The organism is Novosphingobium anseongense (genome assembly GCF_037482895.1).
GTDB lineage: Bacteria > Pseudomonadota > Alphaproteobacteria > Sphingomonadales > Sphingomonadaceae > Novosphingobium > Novosphingobium anseongense.
In genome coordinates this window covers 1,667,688-1,686,054 of sequence record NZ_JBBHJZ010000001.1, presented here as the reverse complement: position 1 = coordinate 1,686,054, position 18,367 = coordinate 1,667,688, and the positions used below count along the sequence as shown (strand labels likewise).

The 18,367-nt window shown below is 66.1% G+C and carries 18 protein-coding genes and 1 tRNA gene; 13 read left to right on the top strand and 6 right to left on the bottom strand.

Annotation, left to right across the window (positions count from 1 at the left end):
* Position 1: 1 nt before the first annotated feature.
* From trbF to WG901_RS07945, 4 genes are read left to right on the top strand one after another with little or no spacing between them, the layout of a single operon-like run.
* Positions 2-820, top strand: a complete 819-nt coding sequence (gene trbF, locus WG901_RS07960; protein ID WP_339586471.1) for a conjugal transfer protein TrbF — start codon at positions 2-4, stop codon at positions 818-820.
* A complete protein-coding gene (trbG, locus tag WG901_RS07955; protein ID WP_339586470.1) occupies positions 817-1,656 on the top strand; it encodes a P-type conjugative transfer protein TrbG in 840 nt (279 codons plus the stop codon). The genes trbF and trbG overlap by 4 nt, the downstream gene beginning before the upstream one ends.
* Positions 1,649-2,875 carry a TraB/TrbI/VirB10 family type IV secretion system protein gene (locus WG901_RS07950; RefSeq protein ID WP_339586469.1) on the top strand — a complete coding sequence of 409 codons (1,227 nt, stop codon included), beginning with the start codon at positions 1,649-1,651 and terminating at the stop codon, positions 2,873-2,875. Before trbG ends, WG901_RS07950 begins: the two co-directional genes overlap by 8 nt.
* Positions 2,872-3,102 carry a DUF2274 domain-containing protein gene (locus WG901_RS07945; protein WP_339586468.1) on the top strand — a complete coding sequence of 77 codons (231 nt, stop codon included), beginning with the start codon at positions 2,872-2,874 and terminating at the stop codon, positions 3,100-3,102. The genes WG901_RS07950 and WG901_RS07945 overlap by 4 nt, the downstream gene beginning before the upstream one ends.
* Before the next feature lie 82 nt (positions 3,103-3,184).
* On the opposite strand, the gene WG901_RS07940 is transcribed toward WG901_RS07945, so the two are convergent.
* Both WG901_RS07940 and WG901_RS07935 read right to left on the bottom strand, forming a co-directional pair.
* Positions 3,185-4,615 (bottom strand): tyrosine-type recombinase/integrase, encoded by a 1,431-nt coding sequence (locus tag WG901_RS07940; protein ID WP_339586467.1) that lies wholly within the window; start codon positions 4,613-4,615, stop codon positions 3,185-3,187.
* A gap of 155 nt (positions 4,616-4,770) precedes the next feature.
* Positions 4,771-4,845: transfer RNA gene (locus WG901_RS07935), tRNA-Gln, on the bottom strand.
* 143 nt (positions 4,846-4,988) lie between these two features.
* On the opposite strand from WG901_RS07935, the gene WG901_RS07930 reads away from it, so the two are divergent.
* On the top strand, positions 4,989-7,442 hold the full coding sequence (locus tag WG901_RS07930; RefSeq protein ID WP_339586466.1) for a TonB-dependent receptor: 2,454 nt from the start codon (positions 4,989-4,991) through the stop codon (positions 7,440-7,442).
* Between the two features lie 57 nt (positions 7,443-7,499).
* Here WG901_RS07930 and yghU read toward each other — a convergent pair whose 3' ends face one another.
* The gene (gene yghU / locus WG901_RS07925; protein ID WP_339586465.1) at positions 7,500-8,339 is read right to left on the bottom strand and encodes a glutathione-dependent disulfide-bond oxidoreductase; all 840 of its coding nucleotides are present in this window, start codon (positions 8,337-8,339) and stop codon (positions 7,500-7,502) included.
* Between the two features lie 134 nt (positions 8,340-8,473).
* Here yghU and WG901_RS07920 point away from each other — a divergent pair, with 134 nt between their 5' ends.
* The gene (locus tag WG901_RS07920; RefSeq protein ID WP_339586464.1) at positions 8,474-9,076 is read left to right on the top strand and encodes a DUF7700 domain-containing protein; all 603 of its coding nucleotides are present in this window, start codon (positions 8,474-8,476) and stop codon (positions 9,074-9,076) included.
* Positions 9,077-9,360: 284 nt separating this feature from the next.
* Here the strand turns inward: WG901_RS07920 and WG901_RS07915 are convergent, their stop codons facing one another.
* Both WG901_RS07915 and WG901_RS07910 read right to left on the bottom strand, forming a co-directional pair.
* On the bottom strand, positions 9,361-10,458 hold the full coding sequence (locus WG901_RS07915) for a branched-chain amino acid aminotransferase (protein WP_339586463.1): 1,098 nt from the start codon (positions 10,456-10,458) through the stop codon (positions 9,361-9,363).
* 663 nt (positions 10,459-11,121) lie between these two features.
* On the bottom strand, positions 11,122-11,640 hold the full coding sequence (locus WG901_RS07910) for a hypothetical protein (protein WP_339586462.1): 519 nt from the start codon (positions 11,638-11,640) through the stop codon (positions 11,122-11,124).
* Positions 11,641-11,811: 171 nt separating this feature from the next.
* Here WG901_RS07910 and WG901_RS07905 point away from each other — a divergent pair, with 171 nt between their 5' ends.
* The 6 genes from WG901_RS07905 to WG901_RS07880 all read left to right on the top strand — a co-directional run bounded on the left by WG901_RS07905 (position 11,812) and on the right by WG901_RS07880 (position 16,325).
* On the top strand, positions 11,812-12,525 hold the full coding sequence (locus WG901_RS07905; RefSeq protein ID WP_339586662.1) for a TlyA family RNA methyltransferase: 714 nt from the start codon (positions 11,812-11,814) through the stop codon (positions 12,523-12,525).
* Between the two features lie 106 nt (positions 12,526-12,631).
* Entirely contained in the window at positions 12,632-13,186 is a 555-nt protein-coding gene (locus tag WG901_RS07900) for a TspO/MBR family protein (RefSeq protein WP_339586461.1), read from the top strand.
* A 36-nt stretch (positions 13,187-13,222) separates the two neighbouring features.
* A complete protein-coding gene (locus WG901_RS07895; protein ID WP_339586460.1) occupies positions 13,223-13,471 on the top strand; it encodes an accessory factor UbiK family protein in 249 nt (82 codons plus the stop codon).
* A gap of 60 nt (positions 13,472-13,531) precedes the next feature.
* A complete protein-coding gene (gene recO / locus WG901_RS07890; protein ID WP_339586459.1) occupies positions 13,532-14,140 on the top strand; it encodes a recombination protein O N-terminal domain-containing protein in 609 nt (202 codons plus the stop codon).
* A 17-nt stretch (positions 14,141-14,157) separates the two neighbouring features.
* Positions 14,158-15,201, top strand: coding sequence for a 3-isopropylmalate dehydrogenase (leuB, locus tag WG901_RS07885; RefSeq protein WP_339586661.1), 1,044 nt, complete (start codon positions 14,158-14,160; stop codon positions 15,199-15,201).
* A 5-nt stretch (positions 15,202-15,206) separates the two neighbouring features.
* Positions 15,207-16,325 (top strand): glycosyltransferase, encoded by a 1,119-nt coding sequence (locus tag WG901_RS07880; protein ID WP_339586458.1) that lies wholly within the window; start codon positions 15,207-15,209, stop codon positions 16,323-16,325.
* Here the strand turns inward: WG901_RS07880 and WG901_RS07875 are convergent.
* Entirely contained in the window at positions 16,322-17,554 is a 1,233-nt protein-coding gene (locus tag WG901_RS07875; RefSeq protein ID WP_339586457.1) for an MFS transporter, read from the bottom strand. The two genes, WG901_RS07880 and WG901_RS07875, sit on opposite strands and share 4 nt — an antisense overlap.
* 196 nt (positions 17,555-17,750) lie before the next feature.
* Here WG901_RS07875 and WG901_RS07870 point away from each other — a divergent pair, with 196 nt between their 5' ends.
* On the top strand, positions 17,751-18,230 hold the full coding sequence (locus tag WG901_RS07870) for a CHAP domain-containing protein (RefSeq protein ID WP_339586456.1): 480 nt from the start codon (positions 17,751-17,753) through the stop codon (positions 18,228-18,230).
* The last annotated feature ends 137 nt before the right edge of the window (positions 18,231-18,367 follow it).

Sequence of the window (18,367 nt, the reverse complement as noted above, 5' to 3'; positions counted from 1 at the left end):
CATGCCATTCAAACGTGCCGTGCAGCGCTATGGACGCACCCCCGAACCTGAAACGCCATACCAGCGCGCCGGGCAGGTCTGGGACGAGCGGATCGGCTCGGCGAGAGCCCAGGCGAGCAACTGGCGGCTGATGGCGCTGGGTGGTCTCGCGGTCTCAGCCGGTCTTTCGGCGGCCTTGGTCTGGCAATCGTTGCAGAGCCGGGTCACGCCCTATGTCGTCGAGGTCGACAAGCTCGGCGAGGCGAGGGCGGTCGCCCCCGCCACCGCAGCCTATGAGCCGAGCGACGCACAGATCGCCTGGTTCCTTTCGCGGTTCGTGACCAATATCCGGTCGCGCTCGCTCGATCCGGTGCTGATGCGCGCGAACTGGCTCCAGGCTTACGACTTTGTGAGCCGTAAGGGCGGCGTCTTCCTCAGCGAATACGCCCGGTCGAACGATCCCTTCGCCAATGTCGGCGACATTACCGTCTCGGTCCAGGTGACGAGCGTCGTGCGTGCCTCGGACAAGTCGTTTCAGGTCCAGTGGCGCGAAAGCGCTTTCGAGCGCGGCAGCCTGGCGGGCACGTCGCGCTGGACCGCGATCCTGACGATCGCCGTGCGGACGCCGCGCTCTGCCGAAATCTTGCGGAAGAACCCGCTCGGGCTCTACGTCGAGGCGGTCGACTGGAGCCGCGAGCTCGACGGTGCGGGCGAAGCCGCCCAGCCGCCGCGACCGATACAGCGCGCGCAGGCACCGACCAACCTGCCGCTGGGATCTCCGCTTGATCCGGGCCTCGCCCAGCCGGCCGCCGTCACTCTCACCGAAGGGACGAACCCATGATCAGGCAGACTATCGTCGTCGCCAGCCTCGTTACGCTCGCGCTGTCGGGGACCGCAGATGCCCGCGGAGCGGGCGCGGCCAGTCGGGTCGCGAACGCCAACCGCGCCGCATTGCGCGAACCGGCACGCGCCGGCTTCGTCCAGGCCGTCCAGGTCTATCCCTATTCAGAGGGGGCGCTTTATCGGCTCTTCGCCGCGCCCGAGCGCGTCACCGACATCGCGCTACAGCCGGGCGAAGCGATCACATCGGTGGCGGCCGGCGACACCGCGCGCTGGACCGTCGGCGACACGACGAGCGGCTCGGGCTCGGGCAAGCGCGTGCATATCCTCGTGAAGCCATACGCGTCAGGGCTGACCACGAATCTCGTCATCGCGACCGACAGGCGCGTCTACCGACTCCAGCTCGAGAGCACGGGCCGCACGGCCATGGCGGCGCTCTCGTGGACCTACCCACAGGACGAGATGCTGGCACTTCAGCGCCAGCGAGAAGCGGATGCTGCTGCGGCGCCGGTCGCTGGCGGGCTAGCGGTCGATCGCCTTCGTTTCGATTATCGGATCTCGGGCGACAAGCCGGCCTGGCGCCCAACGCGGGCATTCGACGACGGGCGTCAGACCTTCATCGAGTTTCCCCCGGGAATTGCCGTGGGCGAAGCGCCGCCGCTGTTCGTGCTCGGTCAGGACGGCCAGGCCGAACTGGTCAACTACCGGATGAGCGGCCGCCACTATGTCGTTGATCGGCTTTTCGGCGCCGCCGAACTGCGGCTCGGCGGTAAGCGGCAGAGCGTCGTCCGCATAACGTCGCAGGCCTCCCGCCGCCGGGAGACCGGCCATGAATGATGAGGCAGAAGCCGATCTCGCTCATCGGCCTAAGATCGATCCTGAAACCTTGGTCCTGCGAGCCACGCCGCGCAAAGCCGTTCGTTTCCGGCGCAGCGCGGTCATTGCCGCTGCCGCTCTGGGATCGGTTGCCATTGTCGGCGTGGCCTGGCTGGGCCTGCGGCCTACGTCCTTCCGCATGGTAGCGGAAGCGAGCGACAAGATCGAAGGGGCGTCGCCTCCTGATCAATTGGCCAATGCGCCCAAATCCTATGGCGACGCTCCGAGGCTCGGTGCGCCATTGCCCGGCGATCTTGGTCGGCCAATCCTGGCCCATCAGCGCGCTGTCATGGCGACCGAGCCGGCCATCGACCGGTCGGCGCAGGACGCCGAGGCCGAACGTCAGCGGATCGAAGCGGACCGCAAGGCGGCCCGCGAGTCCGGCGTTATGATGCAGATCGCCAGTGGCGCCGCCGCGGGGCAGGGCAAAGGCGCAGCTGCAGTGCGTGTGGCGTTGCCCGATGGAGAGGTCGCCAGCGAGGATCGCAGTCTCGATATCGATCGGACTGCCGATCCGAATGCGCAGCGTCGCAAGGCAAGTTTCCTGCGTCAGGGCGACGCGGCATCAGACGTTAACCTTGGGCGGCTCGTGGGCGCACCATCACCTTACACTCTGAGCGCCGGGAGCATCATTGCGGCGAGTTTGATCACTGGGCTCAACTCCGATCTGCCGGGTCTCGTTACGGCGCAAATTAGCGAGAATGCCTACGACAGCGCTACGGGCCAGATCCTGTTGCTCCCCCAAGGAGCTCGCTTGATCGGTCGCTATGACAGCGTCATTGCCTTCGGACAGGGCCGCGCGCTCGTCACGTGGAATCGGATCGTACTCCCGGACGGGTCCTCGATCCGCATCGACAACATGCCTGCGACGGATACCAGTGGTTATGCCGGCCTTTCCGACAGTATCGATCGTCACACATGGCAGCTTTTGAAGGGGATAGCCCTGTCGACGCTGCTCGGGGTTGGTACAGAAATCAGCTTCGGCGACGAGCGTAGCGATCTCGTGCGCGCGCTGCGCCAGTCGGCACAGCAGAATGGAGTGAGGGCGGGAGATCAGCTGGTCGGGCGTAGTATGGACATCCAGCCGACACTGAAGGTCCGGCCAGGCTGGCCGCTGCGGGTGGTTGTTCACAAGGACCTCGTTCTTGCGCCGTGGGCCCAGCGGGGGCCTTCGCGATGAGCCAGATTCGCCTCGCCAAGCTACCCGACCGCACGCCGGTTCGGCTGAATGTCAGCCTGAATCCCGAACTCGCTGCCACCCTCGGCCGCTACGCCGCATTCTATCACGTGGCCTATGGGAGCGAAGAGACGGTCGCGGATCTATTGCCCGCGATCGTCGCCGCCTTCCTCGATGGCGATAAGGCCTTTGGCCGCTGGTGCCGCGACGCGGCCGACCGGCGAACCTAGTCGCTCTCGATCCGTGGCCGTCACCTCGCCCTCCAAACCCTCGGACTACGTGACGGTCGAGGAGTTCGCCTATCTGGCACGACTATCCCGGCGGCAGATCGACCGGCTCCGAAAGAGGAGGCCGCCCGGGTTCCCTCGCGAATACGATCTCGGCTCGGGTGACAGCAAGTACCGGCACTGCCCGCGCTTCAAGCGGGCGGACGTCGAGCGCTGGATGAGCTCCCGCGCGCTTTGGTAGGCTGAAATTGATCGCGTAGGCTTTTGCGCGCGTCTCGGCATTATAGTCCGGAACGCCCAATGCATCGGCCACGCCGGCATCGATGGCGATCTTGGCGACCTCGCGCTCCCAGGTGATGAACCAGGCGCGCTTCTCATCTTCCATCTCGTAGCGGTCGTAGGTCCGCTCCATCCCTTTCTTGACGTGATTGAGCATGGCTTCGGCCGTTTCGAAATCGACCTTGAGGCGCTTGGTATTCGAGCGTGCCGTTCGGCGGAAATCATGGGGTGTGAAGCGCTCGATTGCGTGGCCAGCAAGTTCTTCCATGCGTGCCCAGACCCGGTCTCGTGCCTTGTACCAGACCGAATTGTTGCGGGGGCCATGGGCACGAGGGGCGGGAAATACCCATTCGTGATTGGTGCGCATCAGCGATCGCCCCCACGGCCCGAGTGCAATGCTGTGGGCGCAGGAATTCTTGGCGCGGGTCTCAGGAATGGTCCAGATGTCGCCGACGAGCTCCGCTCCGCGGGCCTGAGCTACCTCCGAAATCCGCGCTGCGGTGAGCAGCCAGAGGATCATGCCGCGCTGGAAATCGCGTTCTTCGTCGACGACAGCGCGCAGGAACCAGCGGATTTCCATAAGATCGAGCTTTCGCGACCGGGCAGTCTCGGGAAAGCGGAGGTCACCAAGGCGCAGCGACGGGTCAGTTTCGAGGCCCACTTCCAGGCCGCGCAGGGAGGCAGCCCAGCCAAAGAATACCTTGAGCTCCGCAGCCAGGCGATTCGCCCGGATCTTGGCTTTCCTGCCTTTGGCTTCGACCAGGCGGATGAGGTCTCTTTCCGTGACCTCATAGATGTTCGCCTTCGCGAGCTTGGGCGCGATATCGCGTTCGTAGATCTCGAGCTTTTCCTTGATGGTGCGCGGCTTGTTGGGTCGCTTTGCGCGCGACGAGCGTCCTTCCCGAACCGCAACCATGTAAAGCCCATGGGCCTTGGCGACCGTCATTTCGGCGCGCCTTCGTTCGTTCCGGGTGACTTCCCGGGGATCAATTCCTGCCTCGACCTGATGATTGAGCCCGTCTGCCCATTCACGGGCCGCGGCGATCGTGACAGCCGGGTAGAGGCCGCCGAAGAGAGTCGCGATGATTCTCGTTCGGGGTATCTGTCGACGGTATCGCCAGCGCTTTTTGCCGCTGCTCAATACTTCGATTGCCAGCCCGGGCACGAGGGAATCTCGGTGGGTGCCAAATCCTAGCAGATCGATTTGACCCGGAGTGAATTGAAACTGTCTTGCCATGGCCGATTCCAGCGGTTCCGGCGCGATAAAATCATGGCAGAAATCCTGGCAGAATAGCCGTCTAACCCAGTCCAACTGAGTCTAACCCAGTCTAAGTCAGATTCTGAGGGATTTGCCGTAAGTTCCTGCGCAGAGCCGATTCTAGAGAATCTGGCTGGCTGGGGCGGCAGGATTCGAACCTGCGAATGCCGGTACCAAAAACCGGTGCCTTACCACTTGGCGACGCCCCAGCAGGAAGGGGGCGCTTAGCGGGTGAAAGTGGCGATGTGAAGTGGTTGCGGCACCCTGCGAATTCCGACAGGTTTGAGAACGTTGTTTCCGACACGGCGCACGGCGCTGGCGGATCGCGATCAAAAGACCGTGGGAGAGTGGCATGCGAGCATCGATTTTACTGGCCTTGTCGGCGAGTACCGCCCTGGGCGCGATCAGCCCGGTGATGGCGCAGGATGCCAGCGGCGACGCCGGCGACATCATCGTCACGGCGCGCCGCACCGAGGAACGCCTTCAGGACGTGCCGATCTCGATCACGGTCTACAACCAGCAGCAGCTCAACGAGCGCAACGTCGTCTCGGCCAATGATCTGGCGACCTATACGCCGTCGTTGAGCGCCAATTCGCGCTTCGGCAACGAGACCGCTTCCTTTGCGATCCGCGGCTTCGTCCAGGAAGCGCAGACGGCGCCTTCGGTGGCGGTCTATTTCGCCGACGTCGTCGCCGCGCGTGGGCAGCCGTCGCTCGCCGGTGCCAACAACGTGCCTTCGGGCTCGTTCATGGACCTGCAGAACGTCCAGGTGTTGAAAGGTCCGCAGGGCACCTTGTTCGGCCGCAACACCACCGGCGGCGCCGTCCTGCTGGTGCCGCAGAAGCCCACCGACCGCCTCGAGGGCTTCGTCGAAGGCTCGATCGGCAACTACGACATGAAGCGCGGCCAGGCCGTTCTCAACATTCCGCTGTCAGACACCTTCCGCGTCCGCCTCGGCGTCGACCGGATGAAGCGCGACGGTTACCTGCGCAATCGCTCGGGCATCGGCCCCGACGACTTCAACGACGTCGACTATGTCTATTTCCGTGGCAGCATCGTCGGCGACCTGACGCCCGATCTCGAGAACTACCTGATCTTCACCTATGCGAAGTCGGACACCAACGGGAACGTGCCGCGGCTGGCGCTGACCAATACGCAGACGATCGGCGGGGTGCCCTGCGCGCCCGGCGTCGGGCCGACGGGGGCACCGATCACCGGAGCCGGCGCGCTGATCGGGCCGCTGGTCTGCGCGCAGCAGTCGGCGCGCTTCGCCGGCTACGGCTACTACGACGTCGAAAACAGCAATCCCGACGCCCACCTCGACGCCGAGACCTGGCAGGTGGTCAACACCACCACGCTCAAGGCCAGCGACACGCTGACGGTCAAGAACATCGCCAGCTATGTCGAACTGCGCCAGAGCCAGAGCGCCAACCTGTTCGGCGACAACATCCGCTTCCCGACCGCGGGCGGGCTGCCGTTCGGCTACGTCAACGTCTACAGCGATCCGAACTACGATACGGTCTCGCAGTATACCTTCACCGAGGAACTGCAGCTCCAGGGCAATACCAGCGACGGCAAGTTCACCTACCAGGTCGGAGCCTACTACGAGAAGAGCGGCCCGATCTCGCGTTGGCAGGGTACGCGCACCTCGATCTTCGCGAGCTGTACCGACGTTCCGGCGCTCCAGTGCACCGACGTGTTGCGCAACCCGCTGACCGGTGCGCCCGGCGGCTTCGTCCAGAACACGCTGACGCGCTACAATTTCGAGAACATCGGCTTCTACGGCCAGGCCAGCTACAAGTTCACCGACCAGCTCTCGCTGACCGGCGGCATTCGCTACACGATCGACAAGGCCGAGGGCACGGGCTCGGTGCGGACCTTCATCTTCCCCGCACCGAACGTCTCGGTGCCGATCTGCGGTTCGACCGGCGCAGTCTCGCCGCAGCCCGAGGGCTGCCTGACCACCCTGCGGCAGGAATCGAAGCGGCCGACGTGGTTGCTCGGGCTCGACTACAAGCCCAGCAACGACCTGCTGATCTATGCCAAATACGCGCGCGGCTATCGTCAGGGCGGCGTCAATCCGTCGAACACGCTGCCGATCGTCTGGGGGCCGGAGAAGGTCGATTCCTTCGAGCTTGGTGCCAAGGCCAGCTTCCACGGCTCGGTCAACGGCTACTTCAACATTTCGGCGTTCTACAACGACTTCAGCGACCAGCAGCTCCAGGCGAACCTCGTGCCGCTGCCGGGCAATACGGCATCGCCTTCGGCCGCGATCGTCAATGCCGGCAAGTCGAAGATCCAGGGCGTCGAGGTCGAGGCGCTGATCAGCCCCGCCGAGGGGCTGCGCTTCTCGGGCGGCTACACCTATCTCGATACGGAGCTGAAGTCCTACAGTCCGCCGAACTTCCCGCTGTTCCAGCCGCCGACGCCAACCTCGGAAATCGGCGGGGATCTGGCGCTGTCGCCGCGGCACAAGCTGACCGTAACGGGCAGCTATACGCTGCCGCTCGACGAGAGCGTGGGCAAGATCACCTTCGGCGCGACCTATACCTATACCGGCACGCAGATCGCCTCGGCGGACTCGCCGCTCGGCCGGTTGCCGGCGACCAACCTGGTGAACCTCAACGCCAGCTGGGAAGGGATCGCGGGTACGCCGATCGACCTCTCGCTGTTCGCGACCAACGTGACCAAGGAGAAGTATCCGGTCTACGTCGGCGGCACCTTCTACTCGGCGGGCATCGAGACGCTGTTGATCGGCCAGCCGCGCATCTACGGCATGCGGCTGCGCTATAGCTTCGGCAAGTGACGTCGCGGGCGTCCGGCCTGCGGGGGCAGGCCGGACGCTTTATTCAGTCCAACCCGCTCAGCCGAGCACCGCGTCGATGTCCGCGGCGCTGTGGCGTTCCTGGGTGAAGCCATCGCCGCTGCGGTTGACCACGATGCCGCGCTTCACCCCCGGCCTTTCGCCGAGTTCGCGTGCCCAGCGATCGATGTTCTCGTACTCGTGGAACGAGAGGAACTTCGAGCCGCCGTTGTAGGCCTCGCCGCGGTGGAAGTAGCCGAGCCAGCCGTAGATCGCCATGTCGGCGATTGTGTATTCGTCGCCGGCGAAATAGCGCGCCTCGGCCAGGCGCCGGTCGGCGACGTCGAAGATGCGCTTGGCCTCCATCGCATAACGGTTGATCGCATATTCGATCTTCTCGGGCGCATAGGCATAGAAGTGCCCGAAGCCGCCGCCGAGCACGGGCGCCGTCGACATCTGCCAGAACAGCCAGGACAGGGCCTCGGCGCGAGCCGGACCGCTCGCGGGGATGAAAGCGCCGAACTTCTCGGCCAGGTGCAGCATGATCGCGCCGGATTCGAACAGGCGGACCGGCGTCTCGCCCGAGACGTCGAGCAGGGCCGGGATCTTCGAGTTCGGATTGACCGCGACGAAGCCCGAACCGAACTGGTCGTTCTTCATGATCTCGACCAGCCAGGCATCGTATTCGGCCCCGGCATGGCCGGCGGCGAGCAGTTCCTCGAACAGGATCGTCACCTTCTGCCCGTTGGGTGTGCCCATCGAATAGAGCTGAAACGGATGATCGCCGCGCGGCAGCACGGAGTCGCGGGTGGAGCCGGCGATCGGCCGGTTGCCGCGGAAGGGCGTGGGCGCGTCCTTGTCCCAGGTCCAGATTTCGGGCGGCGTGTAATCCTCGGCCATGGCGAGCTCCTGAAGGGGGAAAGACGCGAAGATTGGGTCTGCTGGACGTTCGATCAAGCAAGGAGAATTGACACGCCCCCCAAAGAAAGTTGCAATGAATGCAGCGAACAAAGTTTCACATGGGAGAATGGGTCATGGGTGCCACGATGGACAACCCGCCGCCGCCGACCGCGCCGCTGAGCAATCGCCAGGTCGATACGATCCGCGGCCAGTACCACAAGTTCGCGCTGATCCCGATGCTCGAGGAGCACGCGACCTGGTTCGATGCCGGTCCGGTCTCGATCGCGGTCGAGGCGCGCGCGCTGGGCGATAGCCCCGAGCGGATGGTGCGCGGGCCGTCGATCCACGTGTTCGATGCCACCCGCAGCGACGAATACCTGCGCTTCGACGTGTTCGGCGTGGTGCTGCACTACCACTACATCCACAACGAAACGAACCACAACACGCTGTGGGGCTACGATCCCGACACCAACGGGCCGATGATTCCCTGGGTGGTCAATGCGCTGCGCGACCGGCTGCCGACCTTGCTGCGCCGGGCGGGGGCCGATCGGCTGGCCAAGGACGTCGAGGAGCAGGGCTGGGACACCTCGGTCCTGCCCGCGGTCGCGGCGGCGGCGACGGCCGCACTCGCCCCGCGCGAGGACGACATGAAGCGCGCCAAGGAGGGCATGGACTGGATGTACCGCTGGAAGGCGGCGCATCCGCAGTTCAACACCGTGGGCGAGGGGGAGTATTGATCGGCGGTAAGGTGACGAAAGTGACGAAAGCGACAGGGCTTTTGCGCAGGATCTGTCACCTTGTGGGCCGGACGAGCAATGACGAACGAGCGGGAGGCGAGCGGTCATGACCCGCTTTTGTCACGACCAGGCGATGTAGGAAAATTCCTCCCCGGTAACGGGGAGGGGGACCGCCGCCGCAGGCGGGGGTGGAGGGGGCTCTCGGCACAAGCCTTGCTCTGCCGAGAGCCCCCTCCGTCAGCGCTTCGCGCTGCCACCTCCCCGTACCGGGGAGGATAGTTTGCTTAGATCTTCATCACCCAGCCGTGCGGATCGGGCGCTTCGCCGCGCTGGATCGAGACGAGGCGGTTCTTGAGCTTCTGCGTTAGCTGGCCGGGGCCGCCCGAGCCGATCGTGAACTCGACCTCGCGGCCCGAGACCTTGCCGACCGGCGTGACCACCGCGGCGGTGCCGCAGGCGAAGGTCTCGACCAGCTTGCCCGACTGGGCATCGGCCTGCCACTGCTCGAGGCTGTAGCGGTCCTCGCGCACGGTCAGGCCCTCGTCGCGGGCGAGCGCGAGGATCGAATCGCGGGTGATGCCGGGCAGGATCGTGCCGGTCAGCGCGGGCGTCACCAGGGTGCCGTCGGCGAAGACGAAGTAGAGGTTCATGCCGCCGAGTTCCTCGATCCACTTGTGCTCGGCGGCGTCGAGGAAGACGACCTGGTCGTGGCCGCGCTCGATCGCTTCGGCCTGGGGCACCAGGCTGGCGGCATAGTTGCCGCCGCACTTGGCCGCGCCGGTGCCGCCGGGGGCTGCGCGCGTGTAGTCCGAGACCCAGATCGACACGGCCGGCGCGCCCGACTTGAAGTAGTTGCCGGCCGGGCTGGCGATGACGAGATACTTGTACTGCTTGGCCGGACGCACGCCGAGGAAGGCCTCGGTCGCGATCATGAACGGGCGCAGGTAGAGCGAGGCGCCCTCGGCCGAGGGAATCCAGTCGCGATCGGCCGCGACGATCTGGCGGATCGATTCGACGAACAGCGCTTCGGGCAGCTCGGGCATGGCCAGGCGCTCGGCCGACTGGTTGAAGCGCCGGGCGTTGGCCTCGGGGCGGAACAGCGCGATCGAGCCGTCGCCGTGCTTGTAGGCCTTGAGCCCTTCGAAGATTTCCTGCGCGTAATGCAGCACCGAGGCGGCGGGATCGAGCGCGATCGGGCCGCGCGGGCCGATCGTGGCATCATGCCAGCCGCGACCTTCTGTCCATTCGATCGAGACCATGTGATCGGTGAAATTGGTGCCGAAGCCGGGGTTCGTCAGGACCTGCTCGCGCTGCTCGACCGAGGTCGGCGCGGGATGGGACAGGCTGGTGAAAGCGATTTCGGTCTTGGCGGTTGTCGCCATGGGCAGATCCCCTCGGTTACTATCATGTGCTGTTGAACAAAAATTACGTCAACGGCAATTGAAAAGACATAAACGACAAGTGCGTTTTCTGCATTTCGGGATAGGAGGAATCGGCGGGCGAGGGAAGAGGGCGGCGAGGGCGAGAGGCTTGCCGGGGCAAAGAAGGCCGCCGTGTGGCGGTTGGCCGAAGAACTCGCGCGAGCAGGGCGATGTCGGTGTCTGGCGGGCTGGCGAAACCCCAAATGAGAAGGGCCGCACCCGGTCCCGGATACGGCCCTTCGCATGGTCAGCGGCCGGAAGTGCCGCCTACGAAGCCTTTATCGCTTAATCTAGAATCAGCGATAATGCCTCGCGACGGAAATTGCCGACCTCTCTGCTGGACCATGAGACATCGGATCACCTCCTTTCGCGCTGTTAGAGCCAAGGCGCCGCTCTCGCGGCTGGGGCGTTAAGGTTAGGCTTGCGACCCAATCCCGCCTTGCTTCAATATTTGGGCGATTCCGCAACGCACAACAAGACTTGCAATCAAATTATTTGCCGTCAGAATTGGCGCTTCGGCCAGATATCCCCAGCTTGAACGCCGGGTTTTGCCCAAGCTCTTCGGGCGCCGAGGGCGCGCCTCGCGAAGGTCGCGCGAATACCGTTTTCAGGCGGAAACACGCTCTATCGGCAGTCCTCGATCACGCGACTCACTTCGGGCCAGCTCGGCACATAGAGCGGGGCGAGGTTGGGCGCCTCGATCGCGAAGCGGCCGCGACTGAAGGCCATCATGTCGAGCAGCGGATCGCGAACGCCAAGAGCAATGCCGATTCCGCCCGCGGCGAGCGGCGCGGCGGAAAGCGTGCGGAAGCCGCTGCTCGTCGTCACGGTCATCGGCTCGGGCCCCGTGGCCGCGCCCGCACGCTGGAGCGTGACCGTTCCCGCGGCGCGATCGCAGCGCAGGACGAATTGCCCCCCCGCGAACCGTGCGACGGGCTGGCCGCTCTCGGTTCCCGCGGTCCAGTTGCCAGGCGTGATCGGCATGTCGCGCCAATCGGTGCTGGTGGGGCGCTGCTGCTGTGGCAGCGGCGCAGGGGCGGGCGACGGCCGCGGTGAGGGCGCCGGCGTCGGCGGCGGGACGACCCGCTGCGAGCAGGCCGAGGTCACCGCGGCGAGCGCCGCTGCCAGTGCGAGGGGGGCCAAAACGGAACGGAGCGCCGAGCGGCGATTTGCCATCATCGCTTCCGTATGGAATCTGACGCTCTGCGCCACAACCCCTGGAATGCCGTGAACAGCCCGCCGAACCCTCGTCCCGCCGCCAAACCCTCCGGAAAGCCCGAGGGCAAGCCCGCCGCGAAACAGCGCGTCGACCAGATGCTGGTCGAACGCGGCCTCGCCGAAAGCCGGGCGCGGGCGCAGGCCCTGGTGCTCGCGGGGCTCGTCTTCTCGGGTGAGACGAAGATCGCCAAGTCGGGGCAGACGATTCCCGGCGATGCCCCGCTCGAAGTGCGCGGGCGCGATCATCCCTGGGTCTCGCGCGGCGGTATCAAGCTGGCCCATGCGATCGACCATTTCGGGCTCGATCCCACGGGCGTGACCGCGATGGACGTCGGCAGCTCGACCGGCGGCTTCACCGACGTGCTGCTGACCAAGGGCGCGGCCCATGTCTTCGCGGTCGATTCGGGGACCAACCAGCTCGCCTGGAAGCTGCGCCAGGATCCGCGGGTGACCGTGCTCGAACAGACCAGCGCGCGTGTGCTGACTCGAACGCAGATCGACGCACCGGTGACCTGGGTGGTCTGCGACGCGAGCTTCATCTCGCTCGCCAAGGTGCTCGAGGTGCCGCTGCGGCTGGCCGAACCCGCATGCCGGCTCGTCGCGCTGATCAAGCCGCAGTTCGAAGTGGGCCGCGGCGAGGTGGGCAAGGGCGGCGTCGTGCGCGATCCCGTGCTGCACGAGCGCGTCTGCCAGGAGGTCCGCGACTGGCTCGAAACGGGCGGCTGGAGCGTCCAGGGAATCGCCCAGAGCCCGATCACGGGACCCGAGGGCAACGTCGAGTTTCTCATTTCGGCGCACAGAGACGCGTAAAACCGCGCGAACCCCTGTAAATTCTCCCAACAACCCCGTTGCCACGCCCCCTGGCGCTCGCCACAAACCCGTACCTTCCATAGACGTGATTCGGGGAAATCCGCGGATGACTGAGCTTGCCTCACGGGATCAATTGCGCGGAAGCCTGCTTCGGTGGGCTTTGGTGCTGGTGCCGGGCGTGCTGTTGCTGGGCATCCTTTCGGGGCAGCTCGCCGGCAGTGGCGCCGAAAATCCGTGGTTCGCCGATCTCGTCAAGCCGCCGCTCTATCCGCCGCCGGCCGTCTTCGGGATCGTCTGGACGATCCTCTACGCGCTGATCGGCTTCGCGCTCGCCATGGTCGCTTCGGCGCGCGGTGCGCAATGGCGGCTGGCGGCGCTGATCGTCTTCGCGGTCCAGCTCGCCCTCAATCTCGCCTGGACCCCGCTGTTCTTCGCTGCGCATCAGATCGTTGCGGCTCTCGTCCTCATCGTCGTGCTCGATATCGCGGTGATCGGGACGATCGTGCTGTTCCGCCTGGTCCGCCCCGTCGCTGCGCTTCTGCTGGTGCCCTATCTGCTCTGGGTGCTGTTCGCGACCGTGCTGACCTGGCAGTTCCACGAAGCCAATCCGCGGGCTGATGGCGAGAACGTCTCGGGTGCCGCGGTTCGGGTCAAGATCTAGCTTGCCTTGGGGCGCGCGGCTTACCATTTAGGCGCCATGCAAAGCGAAAACCCCCTGATCGCCGATTTCGTCAAGCTGATGAACAGCGCCGCCGGCACGCTCGCGGGCATGACCCGCGAAGCGCGCGACAGCGCGCGCGAACGCGCCAAGGAAGCGATCGGCGGGCTCGACTTCGTCAGCCGCGACGAGTTCGACGCGGTCAAGGCAATGGCCGCCAAGGCGCGCGAGGACAGCGAGGCGCTCAAGGCGCGGCTCGACGCGATCGAGGCGAAGCTGGGCAAGTAACCGCCCCTCCCGTTATGGGCCGCGATTGAAATCGCGGGGCTTTGTCGCCACACCCCCGCCATGCATGTCCGCGCGCCCGCCGTCGTCTGCGCCAGTCGCCCCAATGGCGAGACCGCGGTCGTCGCGCGTCTGCTGACCGCCGACCACGGCCTCGTCGCGGGCTATGTCGCCGGGGGCAGGGGACGCGACCTGCGCCCCGTGCTGATCCCCGGCAATCTCGTCGAGGCCGAGCTGCGCGCACGCTCGGACAACCAGCTGCCCTTCGCCCGGCTCGAACTCGTGCAGAGCCGCGGGCCCTGGCTCGGTGAGCCGCTGCAATCGGCGGCGATCGTCTGGGTGACCGCGCTGACCGCCTCTGCCTTGCCCGAGCGCCAGCCGTTCCCTGCGCTCTACGAGGCGCTGACCGCGCTACTCGATGCGGTGTGCCTGGCGCCCTCGGCGCGCGATTGGACCCTGCCGCTGCTGTCCTACGAAGTCCTGCTGATGCGCGAGCTCGGCTATGGTGGGCCGATCGAACGCCCGCAGTCGGAAGGCTGGGCGGACTTGCTCACAGTGTTCGACCGGCTCGGGCGCGATCTCGCGCGCTTCCCGCTTGCCCATCGCCGCGTCGATGTTATGGCGGCGCGCGCCATGCTGCGGGAGCGGCTGGCCAAGATTGATGGGGCATGAGTGTGACGACGAATTCGATCAAGATCGCGGTTTTCGCCGGTGACGGCATCGGTCCGGAAGTGACGCGCGAAGCCGTGCGCGTACTGCAGGCACTCGGTCTTCCCGGCCTCGAACTGGTAGAAGGCGACGTCGGCGGCGCGGCCTATCGCAAGCACGGCCACCCGCTGCCGCAGCAGACGCTCGACATCGCCAAGGCCAGCGGCGGCATCCTGTTCGGCGCGGTCGGCGATTTCAGCCTCGACGGTCTCGAACGCCACCTGCGCCCCGAACAGGCGATCCTCGGGCTGCGCAAGGAGCTGGGCCTCTTCGCCAACCTGCGCCCGGCGACGGTGTTCCAGGGTCTCGAAGACCTGACCACCCTGCGCCCCGAAGTCGCGCGCGACATCGACCTGCTGATCGTCCGCGAACTCAACGGCGACGTCTACTTCGGCGAGAAGGGCATGCGCCAGACCGCCGAGGGCCTGCGCGAAGGCTACGACATCATGTCGTACAACGAGGCCGAAGTGCGCCGCATCGCCCATGTCGGCTTCCGCGCCGCGCAGGGCCGTTCGAAGAAGCTCTGCTCGGTCGACAAGGCCAACGTGCTCGAAACCTCGCAGCTCTGGCGCGACGTGGTGATCGAGGTCGCCAAGGAATATCCCGACGTCGAGCTCAGCCACATGTACGTCGACAACGCGGCGATGCAGCTGGTCAAGAACCCCGGCGCCTTCGACGTGATCGTCACGGGCAACCTGTTCGGCGACATCCTCTCGGACCAGGCCTCGATGTGCGTCGGCTCTATCGGCCTGCTCGCCTCGGCCTCGCTGTCCGAAGGCAGCCTCGGCCTCTACGAGCCGATCCACGGTTCGGCGCCCGACATCGCCGGCAAGGGCCTGGCCAATCCGATGGCGACGATCCTCTCGGCGGCGATGCTGCTGCGCCACTCGTTCGGCCTCGAGGCCGAAGCGCGGCGGATCGAGCATGCCGTGGCCAAGGCGCTGGCCGACGGCATCAAGGGCGGCGATCTCGGCGGTAGCCACGGCACCGTCGCGATCGGCGACGCGGTTCTCGAACGGCTCTGATCCGCATGAGCGTGCAACTCGCGGTAGTCCTGCCGACCTATAACGAGCGTTCGAACATCGCTTCGATGATCGAGCGCCTCGACGCGGCGCTGGCCGGCGTCGCCTGGGAAGCGATCTTCGTCGACGACAACAGCCCCGACGGCACCTCGGACGAGGCGCGCGAGGTCAGCCAGCGCGATCCGCGCGTGCGGGTGATCCAGCGCATCGGCCGCCGCGGCCTGGCCTCGGCCGCGATCGAGGGCATGCTGTCGACCGCGGCGCCCGTCGTCGCGGTGATGGACGCCGATCACCAGCACGATCCCAACCTGCTGCCCGAGATGCTGAAAGCAGTAGAGAGCGGCGACTACGACGTCGCCATCGCCTCGCGCTTCGCCGAGGGCGCGAGCACCGAAGCCTGGGGCCGGCCCGACCGCGTCAAGGCCTCGGGCATCGCCAACAGCCTCGCGCGCAAGCTGACCGGGGTCGAACTCAGCGATCCGATGAGCGGCTATTTCATGCTGCGCACCGAGACGCTGCGCGCCGATGCCCATCGCCTGTCGGGCGTGGGCTTCAAGATCCTGCTCGATATCATGGCGACGGTCGACACGGCCCTGCGCGTCAAGGAATTCCCCATGCATTTCGCCGCGCGCGCAACCGGCGAGTCCAAGCTCGACCGTACCGTCGTCTTCGAGTTCCTCGTCGGTCTCTACGATCGCTGGCTCGGCCGCATCATCCCGACGCGCTTCGCGCTGTTCGGCACGATCGGCGCGATCGGCGTCGTCGTCCACATGGCGGTGCTGGGCACCTTCCTGCAGATCTTCGGCGGGCCGCCGGTGCGCGGTCAGCTCGTCACCGCCTTCGAGCTCGGCCAGACCTGTGCGGCGATGGTCGCGATGACCTTCAACTTCGTGCTCAACAACGCGCTGACCTATTCGGACAAGCGGCTGACGGGCTTCGTTCCGCTGCTCAAGGGCTGGTGCAAGTTCGCGTTGACCTGCTCGGTCGGCCTGACCGCCAACATCGGCGTCGCCGCGATCCTCGTGCGCTTCGGCGTGCACGAATATCCCTCGGCGATCACCGGCATCATCGTCGGTTCGGTCTGGAATTTCGCCTTGAGTTCGCGCTTCGTCTGGGGGCGCTACTAAGCCTCCAGTGCATATCGGCGCGACAGCGTCGTCGTCGACAGCACCAGTGCTGCGGCGGCGAGAGCCAGGCCGAAGAAGCTGACGAACATCGCGTCGTAGCTGCCCGTGCGGTCGAACACCTCGCCGCCGAAGCGGATCATGATCGCCGAGACGAAAGTCGACAGGAAGCTTGCCGTGCCCGCGGCGCTGCCGAAGTTGATCGCGCCGAAGGCGTCGGCCAGCAGCGCCAGGAAGCCCGGCGTGATCGCGCCGCCGGCCATGCCCATCAGGAAGACATAGGCCATGATCGGCGCATAGCCGTGGGCGGTGAGCAGCAGGCCCGTCGCCACGCCGAGCAGGAGGCAGAGCGCGGCGAAGGTCGGTACGCGCGGCAGGCGGTCGCCCAGCCAGGCGTAGAGCAGGGTGCCGAGCAGGGCGGCGGCGCCATAGACCGACATGGCGCTGGCGCCCTCGGTCACCGACAGGCCCTGGCCCTGCGCGAAGGGCACGATCGAGACGATGTTGGTGGTGATGATCGCGAAGGCCAGCGCCGAGGGCACGGCGATCGTCCAGAACTGCGGCAGCTGCAGCAGGCGCCCCATCGCCAGCGGCGTGGCGGCGGCGGCGGGCGTCTCGTCGCCGGGCACGGTGTGATCCGAGCCGGGCTCGACGTCGTTCGGCCCGGGCGCGTTGCGGGCGAGCGCGGCGAGCAGCAGCAGGATCGCGCCGACGCCGAGACCGAGGACGACAAGGCACTGGCGCCAGCCGACCGCCTCGATCAGCAGGCCGATCAACGGGATCACGACGATCGCGCCGAGCGAGACGCCTATCGACGAGATCGCCATGGCCCGGCCGCGGTGGACGGTGAACCAGCGCGCCACGAGCACGGGCGAGGTCACCGTGCCCGCGCCGACCAGAGAGCCGCCGACGCCCACGGTCAGCACCAGGGTGCTGAGCCAGAGGTTGTCCGACAGCGCGAGGACGACGAAGCTGCCGGCGAAGACCAGCGCGCTGATCGCCATGATCAGGCGGGCCGAGTGGCGATCGGCGAGGCGGCCGATCAGCGGCGCGGCGAGGGCCATGCCGATGTTGAGCGCGATCGCGCCGGTGTTGGTCTCGGCGCGGCTGAGGCCGAAAGCCTCGGATACCGGCAGCACGAAGACGCCATAGGCCTGGATCGAGGCGCCGATCGCGAGCGTGTAGACGAGTACGGTGATCGCGACGATCCACCAGCCGAAATAGATACGCATGTTCTCTCCCGCGGCGCGAAGCCGTTGGCGGCAGAGAAGGCCATCGTCCGAATGGCGTCAAGCGTTATGCTGACCAAAAGGTTAGCGGACTTTGTTAACAAGACCTTTCTGACTGGGGACGAACGGTTCATCGCGCGGGTTTAGCTGAGGAACCAAGGGGTTCGCGAATCTCTCCAGATCCGTACTTAGCCTGTCCATGCTTCGAATCGTTCTCAGCGCCTTCCTTTCGCTCTCCGCTCTTCTCGCTCTTCCCACCGCGGCCCATGCGCGTTTGCAGTGCGTGACCTATGCGCGTTCGGTCTCCGACGTGCAGATCAGCGGCAATGCGCGTGACTGGTGGGGCAACGCCGCCGGCGTCTATGCCCGCGGCCAGCAGCCGAGCGAAGGCGCGGTCCTCGCGTTCCGCGGCACCCAGGCAATGCCCTATGGCCATGTCGCCGTGGTCAGCAAGATCATCGATGCGCGCCATGTGCTGATCGATCATGCCAACTGGTCGGGGCCAGGCCTGGTCGAGCGCGGCGTCATGGCGGTCGACGTTTCGGAAGCCGGTGATTGGAGCAACGTCCGCGTCTGGTATGGTCCGTCGCGTTCGCTCGGTATCCGCCAATCGCCGACCTTCGGCTTCATCTATCCGGCCGGTTCGGTCGGGGGCGCGAGCAAGCTCGCCCGCCGCTGATCGCGGCCAAGCGCTGGAGCGGTCCGCCGCTCGCGCAAGCTACAGCCTCATAGACCCGGCTTCTCTCACTGCTCCGTCTGTGATGCCGCGCTGCTTCGCGGCTCGTCCTGACGATCGCGAGGGACAAAAAAAGGCCC

Excerpts from the sequence above, each read along its gene's own strand:
- trbF (WP_339586471.1), top strand. The coding sequence starts at position 2 with ATGCCATTCAAACGTGCCGTGCAGCGCTATGGACGCACCCCCGAACCT.
- trbG (WP_339586470.1), top strand. The coding sequence starts at position 817 with ATGATCAGGCAGACTATCGTCGTCGCCAGCCTCGTTACGCTCGCGCTG.
- WG901_RS07950 (WP_339586469.1), top strand. The coding sequence starts at position 1,649 with ATGAATGATGAGGCAGAAGCCGATCTCGCTCATCGGCCTAAGATCGAT.
- WG901_RS07945 (WP_339586468.1), top strand. The coding sequence starts at position 2,872 with ATGAGCCAGATTCGCCTCGCCAAGCTACCCGACCGCACGCCGGTTCGG.
- WG901_RS07940 (WP_339586467.1), bottom strand. The coding sequence starts at position 4,615 with ATGGCAAGACAGTTTCAATTCACTCCGGGTCAAATCGATCTGCTAGGA.
- WG901_RS07930 (WP_339586466.1), top strand. The coding sequence starts at position 4,989 with ATGCGAGCATCGATTTTACTGGCCTTGTCGGCGAGTACCGCCCTGGGC.
- yghU (WP_339586465.1), bottom strand. The coding sequence starts at position 8,339 with ATGGCCGAGGATTACACGCCGCCCGAAATCTGGACCTGGGACAAGGAC.
- WG901_RS07920 (WP_339586464.1), top strand. The coding sequence starts at position 8,474 with ATGGGTGCCACGATGGACAACCCGCCGCCGCCGACCGCGCCGCTGAGC.
- WG901_RS07915 (WP_339586463.1), bottom strand. The coding sequence starts at position 10,458 with ATGGCGACAACCGCCAAGACCGAAATCGCTTTCACCAGCCTGTCCCAT.
- WG901_RS07905 (WP_339586662.1), top strand. The coding sequence starts at position 11,812 with ATGCTGGTCGAACGCGGCCTCGCCGAAAGCCGGGCGCGGGCGCAGGCC.
- WG901_RS07900 (WP_339586461.1), top strand. The coding sequence starts at position 12,632 with ATGACTGAGCTTGCCTCACGGGATCAATTGCGCGGAAGCCTGCTTCGG.
- WG901_RS07895 (WP_339586460.1), top strand. The coding sequence starts at position 13,223 with ATGCAAAGCGAAAACCCCCTGATCGCCGATTTCGTCAAGCTGATGAAC.
- recO (WP_339586459.1), top strand. The coding sequence starts at position 13,532 with ATGCATGTCCGCGCGCCCGCCGTCGTCTGCGCCAGTCGCCCCAATGGC.
- WG901_RS07880 (WP_339586458.1), top strand. The coding sequence starts at position 15,207 with ATGAGCGTGCAACTCGCGGTAGTCCTGCCGACCTATAACGAGCGTTCG.
- WG901_RS07875 (WP_339586457.1), bottom strand. The coding sequence starts at position 17,554 with ATGCGTATCTATTTCGGCTGGTGGATCGTCGCGATCACCGTACTCGTC.
- WG901_RS07870 (WP_339586456.1), top strand. The coding sequence starts at position 17,751 with ATGCTTCGAATCGTTCTCAGCGCCTTCCTTTCGCTCTCCGCTCTTCTC.